The organism is Citricoccus sp. K5, from assembly GCF_902506195.1.
Lineage (GTDB): Bacteria > Actinomycetota > Actinomycetes > Actinomycetales > Micrococcaceae > Citricoccus.
In genome coordinates, this window is the sequence record NZ_LR732817.1 from 878335 (window position 1) to 892877 (window position 14543).

14 protein-coding genes are annotated in these 14543 nt (G+C 68.5%); all 14 read left to right on the forward strand.

What is annotated here, in order from left to right:
- Positions 1-4: 4 nt before the first annotated feature.
- The 14 genes from thrC to BOSE125_RS03865 all read left to right on the forward strand — a co-directional run bounded on the left by thrC (position 5) and on the right by BOSE125_RS03865 (position 14535).
- Complete coding sequence (gene thrC / locus BOSE125_RS03800) at positions 5-1132, forward strand: threonine synthase (RefSeq protein WP_159550103.1); 1128 nt, start codon at positions 5-7, stop codon at positions 1130-1132.
- Positions 1132-2109, forward strand: a complete 978-nt coding sequence (gene thrB, locus BOSE125_RS03805; RefSeq protein WP_159550106.1) for a homoserine kinase — start codon at positions 1132-1134, stop codon at positions 2107-2109. Before thrC ends, thrB begins: the two co-directional genes overlap by 1 nt.
- 240 nt (positions 2110-2349) lie before the next feature.
- The gene (gene rho, locus BOSE125_RS03810; protein WP_159550109.1) at positions 2350-4548 is read left to right on the forward strand and encodes a transcription termination factor Rho; all 2199 of its coding nucleotides are present in this window, start codon (positions 2350-2352) and stop codon (positions 4546-4548) included.
- Between the two features lie 156 nt (positions 4549-4704).
- Complete coding sequence (gene prfA / locus BOSE125_RS03815) at positions 4705-5784, forward strand: peptide chain release factor 1 (protein ID WP_159550112.1); 1080 nt, start codon at positions 4705-4707, stop codon at positions 5782-5784.
- On the forward strand, positions 5777-6712 hold the full coding sequence (gene prmC, locus BOSE125_RS03820; protein ID WP_159550115.1) for a peptide chain release factor N(5)-glutamine methyltransferase: 936 nt from the start codon (positions 5777-5779) through the stop codon (positions 6710-6712). The genes prfA and prmC overlap by 8 nt, the downstream gene beginning before the upstream one ends.
- Complete coding sequence (locus BOSE125_RS03825) at positions 6709-7350, forward strand: L-threonylcarbamoyladenylate synthase (RefSeq protein WP_159550118.1); 642 nt, start codon at positions 6709-6711, stop codon at positions 7348-7350. The genes prmC and BOSE125_RS03825 overlap by 4 nt, the downstream gene beginning before the upstream one ends.
- Positions 7347-8462, forward strand: coding sequence for an MraY family glycosyltransferase (locus BOSE125_RS03830; RefSeq protein ID WP_159550121.1), 1116 nt, complete (start codon positions 7347-7349; stop codon positions 8460-8462). Before BOSE125_RS03825 ends, BOSE125_RS03830 begins: the two co-directional genes overlap by 4 nt.
- A gap of 20 nt (positions 8463-8482) precedes the next feature.
- A complete protein-coding gene (locus tag BOSE125_RS03835; RefSeq protein ID WP_236557797.1) occupies positions 8483-8911 on the forward strand; it encodes a hypothetical protein in 429 nt (142 codons plus the stop codon).
- A gap of 298 nt (positions 8912-9209) precedes the next feature.
- A complete protein-coding gene (gene atpB / locus BOSE125_RS03840; protein ID WP_159554660.1) occupies positions 9210-10022 on the forward strand; it encodes a F0F1 ATP synthase subunit A in 813 nt (270 codons plus the stop codon).
- A 147-nt stretch (positions 10023-10169) separates the two neighbouring features.
- Positions 10170-10379: an ATP synthase F0 subunit C gene (locus BOSE125_RS03845; RefSeq protein WP_091694676.1), complete on the forward strand. Its 210-nt coding sequence runs from the start codon at positions 10170-10172 to the stop codon at positions 10377-10379.
- Between the two features lie 70 nt (positions 10380-10449).
- Complete coding sequence (locus tag BOSE125_RS03850; protein WP_159550123.1) at positions 10450-11025, forward strand: F0F1 ATP synthase subunit B; 576 nt, start codon at positions 10450-10452, stop codon at positions 11023-11025.
- Complete coding sequence (locus BOSE125_RS03855) at positions 11025-11834, forward strand: F0F1 ATP synthase subunit delta (RefSeq protein ID WP_159550125.1); 810 nt, start codon at positions 11025-11027, stop codon at positions 11832-11834. The genes BOSE125_RS03850 and BOSE125_RS03855 overlap by 1 nt, the downstream gene beginning before the upstream one ends.
- 80 nt (positions 11835-11914) lie before the next feature.
- Positions 11915-13552, forward strand: a complete 1638-nt coding sequence (gene atpA / locus BOSE125_RS03860) for a F0F1 ATP synthase subunit alpha (RefSeq protein ID WP_159550127.1) — start codon at positions 11915-11917, stop codon at positions 13550-13552.
- Positions 13553-13641: 89 nt separating this feature from the next.
- On the forward strand, positions 13642-14535 hold the full coding sequence (locus tag BOSE125_RS03865) for a F0F1 ATP synthase subunit gamma (RefSeq protein ID WP_115930932.1): 894 nt from the start codon (positions 13642-13644) through the stop codon (positions 14533-14535).
- Positions 14536-14543 lie beyond the last annotated feature (8 nt).

Sequence of the window (14543 nt, forward strand, 5' to 3'; positions counted from 1 at the left end):
CACAGTGGCACACCAATGGCGCGGGGTCATCCGCGAATACGCCGACCGCCTGCCCGTCAGCACGAGCACCCGGGTGGTCACCCTGGGCGAGGGCGGCACGCCGCTGATCGAGGCCCCGGCCCTGTCCGCGCTCGTGGACGGTGAGGTGTGGGTGAAGTTCGAGGGCATGAACCCCACCGGCTCCTTCAAGGACCGTGGCATGACTATGGCCATCACCGCTGCCGTGGAGCAGGGTGCCCAGGCCGTGGTCTGTGCCTCCACCGGCAACACCTCGGCCTCCGCCGCCGCCTACGCGACCCAGGCCGGGCTGACCTGCGCCGTGCTGGTACCGGACGGCAAGATCGCCATGGGCAAGCTCTCGCAGGCCATCGCCCACGGCGCCACGCTGCTGCAGGTGGACGGCAATTTCGACAACTGCCTCGACGTGGCCCGCAAGCTCTCCGAGAACTACCCGGTCTTCCTCGTGAACTCCGTGAACCCGAACCGCATCGAGGGGCAGAAGACCGGTGCGTTCGAGGTCGTGGACGCCCTCGGCGACGCCCCGGACTACCACCTGCTGCCCGTGGGCAACGCCGGCAACATCACCGCCTACTGGAAGGGCTACCAGGAGTACTCCCAGCCCTACACGAACCCCCACCCCGGTGCCGCCCCTGAAGGGTCCGAGCCGGTCGAGCTGCCCGCGGTGGCCACCCGGACCCCCACGATGTGGGGCTTCCAGGCCGCCGGTGCAGCACCGATCGTCCTCGGTCATCCCGTGACCGAGCCGGACACCATCGCCACCGCCATCCGGATCGGCAACCCGGCCTCCTGGGAGCAGGCCGAGGCGGCGCGCGACGAGTCCGGGGGCATGATCGACTCCGTCACCGATGACGAGATCCTGGCCGCCCACCGCTGGCTGTCCGCCCGGGAGGGCGTCTTCGTGGAACCCGCCTCCGCCGCCGGCGTGGCCGGACTCATCAAGCATCACGCCCTCGGCAACGTCCCGGCGGGCAAGCGCTGGGTCATCACCGTGACCGGTCACGGACTCAAGGACCCGCAGTGGGCCCTGAGGAATGCGGACGGCTCGGACGTCGAACCGCAGAAGGTGCCGTTCGACGTCGTGGCCGTGGCCGAGGCCCTGGGGCTCTCCTGATGCCGAACCGGCCGGAGCAGGGTTTGAGGAGCGTGCCCGCCGGGGTCACCGTGCGTGTCTCCGTCCCGGCGACCTCGGCGAACCTCGGCCCCGGATTCGACTCCATGGGACTCGCCCTCGACCTGCGGGACGACGTGGAGGTGACCACCGTGGACGGGGGTTTCTCGGCCGTGGTGCAGGGCGAGGGCGCCGGCGTCGTGCCCACCGACGCCTCGCACCTGGTGATCGCCACACTGCGTGGATACCTGCTCGAGCGCGGCTGGGAGGTGCCCGGGCTGGAGCTGGTGGCCACCAACCGGATCCCGCACGGCCGTGGGCTCGGCTCATCGGCCGCGGCCCACGCCAGCGCCATCCTGCTCGCCGATGCCCTGCTGCCGGAGGACGAACGCGCCTCCGAGGCGGACCTGCTCAACGCGGCCTCGCACCTGGAGGGCCACCCGGACAACGTGGCGCCGGCCCTGACCGGGGGACTCACCGTCTCCTGGGAGGAGGACGGTCGCTACCGTTCCTCGGTCATGAGGCCGCATCCCGCGGTGGTGCCCGTGGTGGCGATTCCCGCGCAGCCGCTGAGCACCGAGACCGCACGCGGGCTGTTGCCCGCGCAGGTCCCGCACCACGTGGCCGCCGCGAACGCCGGCCGGGTGGGACTGCTGGTGCACGCCCTGACGCAGGAACCGTCACTCCTGCTGGCCGGCACACGCGACTGGCTGCACCAGGACCAGAGGGAGCCTGCCATGCCGGAGTCCGTCGGCCTGGTGCGGGATCTGCGCCGGCAGGGCCTGGCCGCCGTGGTCTCCGGCGCTGGCCCGACCGTCATGGTGCTCGCCGACGGCATGGATCAGGCGGAGACCGCCCGGATGGCCATGGAATCCGGTCTCGACCGGTCCGCGCAGCCGTGGCGTGTCAGCATTCTGCCCGTGGACGCCGCGGGTGCTAGGGTGGAGACACACCGCTCAGGCCAGCCCATCTCGGGCTGATGTCGACCGGGACCCGCTGAGAGTGCGGATCCCGTGGTCGGTGGGAATCCAGGCTCCACGCGGACCAGTTTGGTCCCAGCGGGCTTCGGCCTGTCTTGGCTCCCTGGATTGCACTTTCCCGGATCGAGTCCGATCCGGTATTGAATCCCGGTTTTCAGCCACCTGTTCAGGTGGCAGCCGGTACACACTTCGCGGGATCCCTCCAGTCGGATCCTGCCTGACGAGGGAGAAGGAACCTTCGTGACCGAAACCACAGAACTGCCCACGGCCTCCGCGGGCAATTCCACCGAGGCACCAGCCGCGGCAGCCACCACCGCCGCCCAGGCGGGTGGCGGCCTGGCCGGCCTGAAGCTGGCACAGCTGCAGGCCCTGGCCTCCCAGCTCGGGATCACCGGGGGATCCCGGATGCGCAAATCCGACCTGGTGGCCGCCATCTCCAGTCACCAGCGCGGCGGCTCCGTCGCGGACCGCAAGCAGGCCGAGGACACCTCCGGCACCGCGGCCACGGCCCGCTCGGACAGCAAGGCCGGTGCCGACAGCAAGTCCACCGGTGCCGACGACGGCGCGGCCGCACCGAAGCGCCGGTCCCGCGGCACCAAGACCGCCAGCGGCCAGGTCGAGCAGAAGCAGGCCGAGCAGTCGGCTGACCAGAAGCAGGCTGACTCGTCGGCCGACCAGTCGACCGACCAGAAGCAGACCGCGACGTCGGCTGCGGGCACCGAGGGCGGCGCTCCCGAGCGTCCGGCCCGCCGGACCCGTTCGCGCCGCGCCGAGTCGGCAGCCGGCGCCACCGGCGAGGATCAGTCCGCCTCCGCGGAGCCCTCGTCCGAGGCGGCCTCCGAGTCCCGGAACGGTACCGGCGACGGCGCCGACCAGGGGAACGACGGCCAGCAGGAGCGCTCCAACGACCGGAACGCCCGCGGTGACCGCAACAACCGCTCCGGCCGTGGCGACCGGAATGACCGGAACAGCCGTAACGACCGGAACAACGACCGGAGCGACCGGAACAACGAGCGCAGCGAGCGGAATGCCGATCGACAGCAGGACAACAGGTCTGACAGCAACAGGTCCGACAACAAGTCCGACAACGATCAGCAGTCCGGCAGCCGGGGCACCAACCGGAACAACGACCGGAACGAGCGGAACAACGACCGCGACGAGGACAGCCGCCGCAACCGCCGCAACCGCAACCGCAACGACCGCAACCGCAATCGCCGCGGTCGCAGCGGCCCCGAGGTCGACGACACCGAGATGACCGAGGACGACGTGCTGCTGCCCGTCGCCGGCATCCTGGATGTCCTGGACAACTACGCCTTCGTGCGGACCTCCGGCTACCTGCCGGGTCCGAACGACGTCTACGTCTCGTTGTCCATGGTCAAGAAGTACGGCTTGCGCAAGGGCGACGCTGTGGTGGGTGCCATCCGTGCCCCGCGTGACGGCGAGAGCCAGAACAGCAGCAACAACAGCGCCAGCGGTGGCAACCGGCAGAAGTTCAACGCCCTGGTGCGTCTGACCTCTGTCAACGGTCAGCAGGCCGAGGACAGCCCCAAGCGCACCAAGTTCAACGACCTGGTGCCGCTGTACCCGCAGGAGCGGCTGCGCCTCGAGACCGACTCCAAGCTGGTCGGCCCTCGCGTGATCGACCTGGTCTCACCGATTGGCAAGGGGCAGCGCGGCCTCATCGTCTCCCCGCCGAAGGCCGGCAAGACGATGATCCTGCAGTCCATCGCGAACGCCGTCACCACCAACAACCCCGAGGTGCACCTCATGATGGTGCTGGTGGACGAGCGTCCGGAAGAGGTCACCGACATGCAGCGCTCGGTCAAGGGCGAGGTCATCGCCTCGACCTTCGACCGTCCGGCCGATGATCACACGACCGTGGCCGAACTCGCCATCGAACGGGCCAAGCGCCTCGTGGAGATGGGCCGTGACGTGGTGGTCCTGCTGGACTCCATGACCCGCCTGGGCCGTGCCTACAACCTGGCCGCGCCGGCGTCCGGACGCATCCTGTCCGGCGGCGTGGACTCCTCGGCGCTGTACCCGCCGAAGCGGTTCTTCGGTGCCGCCCGCAACATCGAGAACGGCGGATCCCTGACCATCCTCGCCACCGCCCTGGTGGAGACCGGTTCCAAGATGGACGAGGTCATCTTCGAGGAGTTCAAGGGCACCGGCAACATGGAACTGCGTCTGTCCCGCCAGCTGGCGGACAAGCGCATCTTCCCTGCCGTCGATGTCAACGCCTCCGGCACCCGCCGTGAGGAGAACCTGTTGACCTCCGACGAGATCAAGATCATGTGGAAGCTGCGCCGGGTCCTGTCCGGCCTGGACACGCAGCAGGCGCTGGAGATCCTGACGAACAAGATCAGGGAGACCCAGTCGAACGCCGAGTTCCTCATGCTGGTCTCCAAGACCACGTTGGGTTCCAAGGGCGAGAAGTAGCGACCCACCCTGGCCCCCGTCCCTCCGCCGTCTGTGCTGTCCGGTATCCACCGGGCACTGGACGGCGGAGGGGCGGGGGCCGAGTCGTTCGCCCCGCCACCGGGAACCGGACCTGACCGCGCCCCTGAATGCGCCCCTGACTGAAGGAAGACACCGATGTTCGAATCCGTGCAGGACCTGCTGGACGAGCACCACGAGCTCACCGAGAGACTCGCGGACCCCGCCGTGCACCAGGACCAGGCCCTGTCCCGGAAGCTGGGCCGCCGCTTCGCCGAACTCGGTGCCATCGTCGCGGCGCACCGGGCGTGGACCCAGGCCGAGGCCGACCTGGCCGATGCCCGCGAACTCGCCGAGGACGACGAGGAGTTCGCCGCCGAGGTGCCGGAGCTCGAGGCCACGGCGGAACAGGCCACGGAGAAACTGCGCCGGTTGCTCATTCCCCGGGACCCGGCCGATGCGCGGGACGCCATCCTCGAGATCAAGGGCGGCGAGGGCGGCGAGGAGGCCGCCCTCTTCGCCGCGGACCTGTTGCGTATGTACGTGCGCTTCGCCGAGACGAAGGGGTGGAAGACCGAGATCCTCTCCACCACGGAATCTGACCTCGGTGGCTACAAGGACGTCCAGGTGGCCATCAAGGGGAACTCGACCGACCCGTCCCAGGGCGTCTTCGCGCACCTGAAGTTCGAGGGCGGAGTGCACCGCGTGCAGCGCGTCCCCGTCACCGAGTCCCAGGGCCGCATCCACACATCGGCGGCCGGCGTGTTGGTGTTCCCCGAGGTCGACGCACCGGAGGAGGTCGCCATCTCCACCAACGACCTCAAGATCGACGTGTACCGGTCCTCCGGTCCGGGCGGCCAGTCTGTGAACACCACCGACTCCGCGGTACGCATCACCCACCTGCCCACCGGGATCGTGGTGTCGATGCAGAACGAGAAGTCGCAGATCCAGAACCGTGAGGCCGGCATGCGCGTGCTGCGCTCGAGGATCCTGGCCCACCAGCAGGAGCAGCTCGACGCCGAGAATGCCGCCGTGCGGCATTCCCAGGTCCGGACCATGGACCGCTCCGAGCGCATCCGGACCTACAACTACCCGGAGAACCGGGTGGCGGACCACCGCACCGGATACAAGGCCTACAACCTCGACGCCGTCCTGGACGGTGACCTCGGTCCCGTCCTGCAGTCCTGCATCGAGACGGACGAGGCACACCGATTGGAGGCGTTGGGGCAGCATGACTGACACCGTGACTGACCGGCAGACTCACCGCCAGGGGGACACCGTGACGCTGGAGTCCCTGCTGCGGTCCTCCACCGAGTTGCTGGCCGCGTCCGGCGTGGACTCACCCCGCGCGGACGCCGAGTTGCTGGCCGCCCACGTCCTCGGCGCCAGCCGTGGCGAGGTGGCCGCCTGGGCCATCGCCGGACGCCGGCTGGATCCCCTCCAATCCGTGGACCTGCGCCGGCTGTCCATTTCCCGCGCCACCCGCACGCCGCTGCAGTACCTGACCGGCACCACGACCTTCCGGTCCGTCGAGCTGCAGGTCGGACACGGCGTGTTCCTGCCCCGCCCGGAGACCGAACTCGTCGCCGGAGCGGCCATCGACGCCGCGCGGGCCGTGCGGCCCGGACCGGGCGAACAGGACGGACACCCGCTCGTGGTCGACCTGTGCACCGGCTCGGGAGCCATCGCTGCAGCGGTGGCCACCGAGATCCCCGGAGCCACGGTCCACGCGGTGGAGGCCGACCCCGAGGCCGCCTGGTGGGCGGCCGCCAACCTGGACCCGCGCGGTGTCGCGTTGCACGTGGGGGACGCGGCGACCGCGCTGCCGGATCTGGACGGGCGCGCCGACGTCGTGGTGTCCAACCCTCCGTACGTGCCGGACGGCCGCATCCCGGCCCAGGCCGAGGCACGGCGAGATCCGGGGCTGGCCCTCTATGGCGGGGGAGCGGACGGCATGCGCCTGCCCACCGTCGTGGCCGCCACGGCCGCCCGGCTGCTGCGCCCGGGCGGAACACTGGTCATGGAACACGACGACACCCAGGGCGAGCTGGTGGGCGGCCTGCTGCGGCGGGGCGGACGGTTCAGCGATGTCCAGACCCGGGAGGACCTCAACGGGCGGCCGCGTTATACGATCGCAGCGCGCACGGATGGGACAATGGCACGGTGAGCCTGCTGATCGACTGCACCACGGAATCCGGACTGGACGAGGCCATCGAGGCCGCCCGGACGGCACTGGCCAACCGCGAATGCGTGGTCCTGCCGACGGACACCGTCTACGGGATCGCCGCCGACGCCTTCTCCCCGCAGGCCGTGGCGGTGCTCCTGGCCGCCAAGGGCCGGGGACGGGCCATGCCGCCGCCGGTGCTCATCGGGAGCACCCGGGTGATGGACGGCCTGGCCGTCGATGTCCCGCAGAGTGCCCGGGACCTGGCCGAGGAATTCTGGCCCGGTGCCCTCACCCTGATCCTCCAAGCACAGCCCTCGCTGACCTGGGACCTGGGGGAGACCCGCGGGACCGTCGCCCTGCGTGTGCCGGATGACCAGGTGGCCCGCGAGCTGCTCCAGGAGTTCGGCCCGCTGGCCGTCTCCAGCGCCAACCGCACGTCCCTCCCGGCGGCGACGACGGCCGGGGCCGCCCGCGAGATGCTCGGCGACACGGTGTCCGTCTATCTCGACGACGGCGAACGCACCGTCTCCGAACCATCCACCATCATCGACTGCACCGTCTCGCCCTTCCGGGTGGTGCGTCACGGGGCCCTGTCCTACGGCGAGCTGGCCGCGGTGGTCCCGGACCTGGTGGAATGAAGGTCTACCTGCTGCTGCTGGGGCTCTCCGCCGTCATCAGCTTCGTCCTGACACCGGCGGTGCGCAGGCTCGCCCTGGCCGGGGGCGTCTACACCCCGCAGCGCCAGCGGGACGTGCACCGCGAGCCGGTGCCCAAGCTCGGCGGCGTGGCCATGATCGCCGGAGTGCTGGTAGCGCTGGGCATCGGCGCCATGATCCCGTTCCTCGACGGCATCTTCTCCGACCCCGATCCGATCCGCGGGCTGTTGTTCGCCCTCGCCGTGGTCCTGGCGATGGGTGTGGCGGACGATCTGTGGGACCTGCACTGGACCCTCAAACTCGCCGCCCAGGTGACGGCGGCCGCGCTGGTGGCCTTCCATGGGATCCGGGTCGAGGCCATGCCGGTGGGGTGGATCCCCGTGGGCAACGAACCGATCCAGATCGGCCTGACGATCTTCATCCTCGTGCTGACCATGAATGCCATCAACTTCGTGGACGGCCTCGACGGGCTGGCCGCCGGGATGGCCGTCATCGGTGGCTCGGCCTTCTTCATCTACACCTACCTGCTGACCCGGACCATCAACGAGTTCGACTACTCGAACCTGGCCACCCTCCTCATGGCCGTCCTCGTCGGGTCCTGCCTCGGCTTCCTCCCGCACAACTTCAACCCGGCGAAGATCTTCATGGGTGAGGTGGGCGCCATGCTCATCGGCCTCCTCCTGGCCACCGCCGCCGTGGCCGTGACCGCGGACGTGGAGGCGATGGAGGGATTCCGCTTCCGCAATGTCCCGGCCTACATGCCGATCCTGCTGCCGATAGCCGTCATGGCCCTGCCGCTGCTGGACCTTGCCCTGGCCGTGGTGCGGCGGACGGTCCGCGGGGCCAGCCCGTTCTCGGCCGACCGCGGACACCTGCACCACAAACTCGTGGACGGCGGGTGGACGCACCGGCAGGCCGTGCTGCTGCTCTACCTGTGGACCTTCCTGATCGCCTACGGGGTGGTCTCACTGAACTTCTTCGACGGGCTGATCGTCCTGCCGGTCGTCGGCGTCCTGCTGCTGGGTGCCGGATACCTGACCCTGCACCCCTGGGTGCGCCGTTCGAGGGAATCATCGAGGGAGCTCCGCTCATGAAGCCGCCCATGAAGCCGTCCATGAAAACGTCCGTCAAGCGCGTCAACACCCGAGGCTGGTGGGGGATCCTCACCGCCTGCCTCATCGGCTCCGTCGCCGCACTGGCCCTGGCCGTGGTCGTCGCGTGGCTGGTGGTCGGGGGAGCGGCCGGCGGAGCCGCCGCCGCGTCGCTGGGACTGGCAGGCGCCGCCGTCGTGGTCCTCTCCGGAATGACCCTGCTCGTGACGGCCTGGTCCTGGGACCGCTGGCGGGAGCACGCGGTGTTCATCGCCCTGTTCGGCTTCGTCCTGAAGATCATCCTGATGGCGGTGCTGCTGACCGTGGTGCCCACGCCGGCCTGGCTGGACACCATGGCAGCCGGACTCGGCGCACTCGTGGCGATCGTGGCCTGGCAGGTGACGGAGGTCCTCGTCTTCGCCCGGACCCGCCAGCAGATCTACGACGACTGACCTCATCGGCGCCTCGAGGGATGGCCAGGGGCGGCGAACGGACACCGCATCACGGTCTGGTCACGGACGGATGTCGGGCCGATGACGGTGTGACTTCGACACAACGTAGAAATAAATCGTCGCGAGGCGCGAAAACCGCGCCGAATTGGGCTTTTTGGTCATCAGCACCACGCCCGGTTTGATAGGCTCATCAACGATCAATAACGACGGTCGGGGCTGCGCTGTGCCGCCCGCATGACCGCTCCGGTGGGAACGCGCCGTACGCGTCCTGTTGACCGACACTGCAGAGAGGATCAGCGTGCTACCGATCGTGCTCGCCAGCTCCACCGATGAGGGTGGATTCGCTCCTCCCACGATCGACCAGACCCACCTGCCGGACATCCTGCCCTGGATGGCCGAGTATGGCACTGGTTTCGGCAAGCAGATGCTCATGATCATCCTCTCGGTGATCCTCATCTCGGCCTTCTTCATGCTCGCGATGCGCAAGCCGGGGCTCGTTCCGGGCAAGGTGCAGTGGCTCGCGGAGTCAGGCTACGCCTTCGTGCGCAACGGCATGGGCCGGGACATCATCGGCGAGAAGGAGTTCAAGCCCTTCGTCCCGCTGCTGTTCGGCCTGTTCTTCTTCGTGATCGTGAACAACCTGTTCGGCGCTGTTCCCTTCCTGCAGCTGCCGAGCTTCTCGCACGCCGGGTCGGCCTACGCCCTGGCGCTGATCGTCTACATCATCTGGATCGGCCTGGGCATCAAGCGCAACGGCCTCAAGTACTTCAAGCTGGCCGTGGTTCCCAGCGGTGTCCCCGGCTGGATCCTGCCGCTGCTGGTGCCGCTGGAGATCATCTCCACCTTCCTCGTCCGGCCGCTGACCCACTCGCTGCGTCTGATGGCCACCATGCTCTCCGGCCACATGATCATCATGCTGGCCGGCGCGGGTGCCCAGTTCCTGATCATGGAGACGGGCAACGTCGCCCTCCAGGCCACCGGTGTCCTCGTGGTCCTCGGCTCCGTGGCCATGTACTTCCTGGAACTGCTGATCATGTACCTGCAGGCGTTCGTCTTCACCCTGCTCACCGCGATCTACATCCAAGGGGCGCTGGCCGCCAACGACCACTGACCTTCCGGGCCCGCCATCCTTGGGTGAAGGTGGGCACGGTTCGGCGGAGTGATCCGCCACCGCAGCACGTCCCGGTCCCGGCAACCGCCGGATCCGCACCGGGAACCCTCCGCACAACCTGCCGTCAGGCATCTTGAAAGGAACACCATGGAAATCACCGGCAACCTCAACTTGATCGGCTACGGCCTGGCCTCCATCGGCTCCGCCATCGGCGTGGGCCTGATCTTCGCCGCCTACATCAACGGCGTCGCCCGTCAGCCGGAAGCCCAGCGCATCCTGCAGCCGATCGCCCTGCTGGGCTTCGCCCTCGCCGAGGCCCTGGCCATCCTGGGCCTGGTCTTCGCGTTCGTCCTCTGATTCCTGCCCTTCCCGGCCGGTTCGCCGGTCATCCACAGAGCAGGAAACTTCACCAAAGGATGGTTGAAACATGATCAGGTCTGAAGCGATTCTCGCTGCAGCCGAGGGCGCCAATCCCCTCGTTCCCAACTGGTGGGAGGTGCTCGTTACCGCCGTTGGCTTCGCCGTGTTGATGTTCCTCGTGGTGAAGTACATCGCCCCGGCTCTGGAGAACTCCTACCAGAACCGCGTGGACGCCATCGAGGGCGGACTCGAGAAGGCTGAGAAGGCCCAGGCCGAGGCCAACGCCCTCAAGGCTGACTACGAGCAGCAGCAGCAGGAGGGCTACGCCGAGGCCAACCGCGTCCGCGAGGAGGCCCGTACCGAAGGCGCCCAGATCCTGGCCGAGGCCAGGGAGAAGGCGGCCGCCGAGTCCGCTCGTCTGGTCGAGCAGGCTCAGGTCCAGATCGCCGCCGAGCGTCTGCAGGCCGAGTCCTCGCTCCGCACCGATGTCGGCGCCCTGGCCACCACCCTGGCCAGCCGCATCGTCGGCGAATCCCTGGAGGACGACGCCCGCTCGCAGCGCGTGGTGGACCGGTTCCTCGAGGACCTCGAGCGGAACTCGACCGCCGGCACCGCGTCCGGCACGGCAGGTGTGGCTGAGTAATGGCAGGTGCATCGAGCGATTCGCTGGCCACCGCCCGGCAGGAACTGGACTCCGTCCTGGTCTCCGGCGGCACCCAACTGGCTTCCGAGCTGTTCACCGCCCTGGCGGCGGTGGACTCCAGCGCCCCGTTGCGCCGCGCCCTGACCGACCCCTCGTGGTCGGTGGAGCGTCGCACCGGAGTCGTCGGCTCGCTGTTCGGGTCCAAGATGTCCGAGGATGCCCTGCGGGTCCTCACCACCCTGGCCGGCCTCAAGTGGTCCCAGACCCGGGACTATGGGGACGCCCTCGAACAGCTGGCCACCACGTCCGTGGCGGCGTCGGCCGAACGTGACGGGCTGGATGGACTCGGGCGGCTGTCCGACGAGCTGTTGTCGTTCAACCGAGTGGTCCAGGAATCCCACGATCTCCAGCGTGCGCTGACGGATCCGCAGGCTCCCGCCGCGTCCAAGGGCACTCTGGCCGAGCGGCTGCTGGCCAACGGTTCTGCCGAGGCCAAGCTCCTGGTCCGCCAGGCGGTGGAAGCCCCTCGGGGCCACAAGCCCGTGGATCTCATCCGCGGCTTCGTGGACACCCTGGCGGAGCGTCAGAGGCTGTGGATCGCCGAGGTCACCGTGGCCCGTCCCCTGGCCCCGGCTCAGCAGGAGCGGCTTGCCGCTGGATTGAAGCGCCTCTTTGGCCGCGACCTGAAGTTGGACGTGGCCGTCGACCCCGAGCTGGTGGGTGGCATCCGGGTCCAGGTGGGAGACGACGTCGTCGACTCCTCCCTGCAGTCCCGTCTGCACGACCTCCAGCGGAAGATGGCCGGCTGAGGCCGGTCTGACGAACCCACAAGACACCTTCGGTCATCGGCATGTCGATGATCACCAACCCCAGAGAGCAGGGAACGCAGATGGCCGACTTGACCATCAACGCTGACGATGTTCGCAATGCCCTGAATGAGTTCGCGGCATCCTACGAACCGGCCGGCACCGAACGTGTGGAGGTCGGCCACGTCGTCTCCGCGGCAGACGGCATTGCCCGTGTGGAGGGTCTGCCCTCCGTCATGGCCAACGAGCTGCTGCGCTTTGAGGACGGCACCCTGGGCCTGGCCCAGAACCTCGACACCCGTGAGATCGGCGTCGTCGTGCTCGGCGACTTCCAGGGCGTCGAAGAGGGCCAGGAAGTCCAGCGCACCGGTGAGGTCCTCTCCGTGCCGGTGGGCGACGCCTTCCTCGGCCGCGTGGTGGATCCGCTGGGTGCACCCCTGGACGACATGGGCCCGATCGAGGCCGAGGCTCGCCGCGCCATGGAGCTCCAGGCACCGGGCGTCACGCAGCGCAAGTCCGTGGACGAGCCGCTGCAGACCGGCATGAAGTCCATCGACGCCATGATCCCGATCGGCCGCGGCCAGCGCCAGCTGATCATCGGTGACCGCCAGACCGGCAAGACCGCCATCGGCATCGACACCATCCTGAACCAGAAGGACAACTGGGAGTCCGGCGATCCGTCGAAGCAGGTGCGCTGCATCTACGTCGCCGTCGGCCAGAAGGCCTCGACGATCGCCTCCGTGCGGCAGACGCTCGAGGAGCACGGCGCCCTGGAGTACACCACCATCGTGGCGTCCCCGGCCTCCGACCCGGCTGGCTTCAAGTACCTGGCGCCCTACGCCGGTTCGGCCATCGGCCAGCACTGGATGTACGGCGGCAAGCACGTCCTCATCATCTTCGACGATCTCTCCAAGCAGGCCGAGGCGTACCGTGCGGTCTCCCTGCTGCTGCGCCGCCCGCCGGGCCGCGAGGCGTACCCCGGCGACGTGTTCTACCTGCACTCCCGCCTGCTGGAGAGGTGTGCCAAGCTGTCCGACGAACTGGGCGGCGGTTCCATGACCGGCCTGCCGATCGTCGAGACCAAGGCCAACGATGTCTCGGCCTATATCCCGACCAACGTCATCTCCATCACCGACGGACAGATCTTCCTGCAGTCGGATCTTTTCAACGCCAACCAGCGTCCGGCCGTCGACGTGGGCATCTCGGTGTCCCGCGTGGGTGGTGCGGCCCAGGTCAAGGCCATGAAGAAGGTCTCGGGCACGTTGAAGCTGGATCTGGCCCAGTACCGCGACCAGCAGGCCTTCGCCATGTTCGCCTCGGACCTGGATCCGGCGACCCGCCGTCAGCTGGCCCGTGGTGAGCGTCTGACCGAGCTGCTGAAGCAGCCGCAGTACTCCCCGTACCCGGTCGAGGAGCAGGTCGTGTCCATCTGGACCGGTTCCAACGGACACCTGGACGAGGTCCCGGTGGAGGATGTGCTGCGATTCGAGCGTGACTTCCTGGACCACCTGCGTCGCAAGGAGGTCGTGCTCGGCCCGATCCGCGAGACCGGCAAGCTGGAGGACTCCACCCTCGAAGCGCTCAAGACCGAGGTCGAGGCGTTCAAGAAGGGCTTCTTCGGGGAGGGCGACAGCAAGCTCGTCGCCGCAGGCCACGAGGAGCACGAGCCGCTGGCGGCCGATCAGGTCACCCAGGAAAAGATCGTCAAGCAGAAGCGCTGACCCGTTGTGCCGACGGCGGTCCCGTCCGATCCTTCCACCAGGAATGACCGGACGGGCGCCGGAGGCGGACGCGTAAGGAAAGGACCACCATGGGAGCCCAGATCCGGGTCTACCGCCAGAAGATCGCCTCGACCCAGTCGATGCAGAAGATCTTCAAGGCGATGGAGCTGATCGCCACGTCCCGCATCGGCAAGGCACGTGAGCGCGTGTCCGCGTCGCTGCCGTACGCCAACGCGATCACCCGCGCCGTGTCCGCCGTGTCATCGCAGCAGGACATCGAACATGTGCTGACGTCCGAGGTCGAGAACCCGAAGCGCGCCGCCGTGCTGGTCCTCTCCTCGGACCGTGGCATGGCCGGCGCCTACTCGGCGAACATCCTGCGCCATGCGGAGGAGTTGCTCGAGTCGCTGCATGCCGAGGGCAAGGAGACGGACATCTACCTCGTGGGCCGCAAGGCGCAGGGGTACTTCGACTTCCGCAACCGCGAGTACCAGGAGGTCTGGACCGGCAACACCGATGCTCCGGAGTTCCTGCGGGCCCGTGAGATCGGAGAGCGACTCGTCGACTCGTTCCTGGAGGACACGGAAGCCGGTGGGGTGGACGAGATCCACGTTGTCTACACCGCCTTCCACTCGCTGGTCACCCAGGTGCCGACCGTCGTGCGTCTGCTGCCCCTCGAGGTGGTGGAGGAAGAGGTCAGCGACTCCACGGAGCTGTACCCGCTCTACGAGTACGAGCCGGCGCCGGAGGATGTCCTGGACGCGCTACTGCCGAAGTACATCGAGTCCCGGATCTTCTCGGCCATGCTCCAGGCCTCCGCATCCGAACTGGCCAACCGCCAGCGCGCGATGAAGTCGGCCGGGGACAACGCCAAGGACCTGGTCACCGAGTACACCCTGAAGATGAACAACGCCCGCCAGGCCGAGATCACCCAGGAACTGACCGAGCTGATCGCCGGTGCGGACGCGCTCAGCGCATCCTGACCGGGCAC

Bases quoted from the DNA above. Each gene is read 5' to 3' on its own strand.
- thrB (WP_159550106.1), top strand. From the start codon at position 1,132: ATGCCGAACCGGCCGGAGCAGGGTTTGAGGAGCGTGCCCGCCGGGGTC.
- prfA (WP_159550112.1), top strand. From the start codon at position 4,705: ATGTTCGAATCCGTGCAGGACCTGCTGGACGAGCACCACGAGCTCACC.
- prmC (WP_159550115.1), top strand. From the start codon at position 5,777: ATGACTGACACCGTGACTGACCGGCAGACTCACCGCCAGGGGGACACC.
- BOSE125_RS03830 (WP_159550121.1), top strand. From the start codon at position 7,347: ATGAAGGTCTACCTGCTGCTGCTGGGGCTCTCCGCCGTCATCAGCTTC.
- BOSE125_RS03835 (WP_236557797.1), top strand. From the start codon at position 8,483: ATGAAAACGTCCGTCAAGCGCGTCAACACCCGAGGCTGGTGGGGGATC.
- BOSE125_RS03845 (WP_091694676.1), top strand. From the start codon at position 10,170: ATGGAAATCACCGGCAACCTCAACTTGATCGGCTACGGCCTGGCCTCC.
- BOSE125_RS03850 (WP_159550123.1), top strand. From the start codon at position 10,450: ATGATCAGGTCTGAAGCGATTCTCGCTGCAGCCGAGGGCGCCAATCCC.
- BOSE125_RS03855 (WP_159550125.1), top strand. From the start codon at position 11,025: ATGGCAGGTGCATCGAGCGATTCGCTGGCCACCGCCCGGCAGGAACTG.
- atpA (WP_159550127.1), top strand. From the start codon at position 11,915: ATGGCCGACTTGACCATCAACGCTGACGATGTTCGCAATGCCCTGAAT.
- BOSE125_RS03865 (WP_115930932.1), top strand. From the start codon at position 13,642: ATGGGAGCCCAGATCCGGGTCTACCGCCAGAAGATCGCCTCGACCCAG.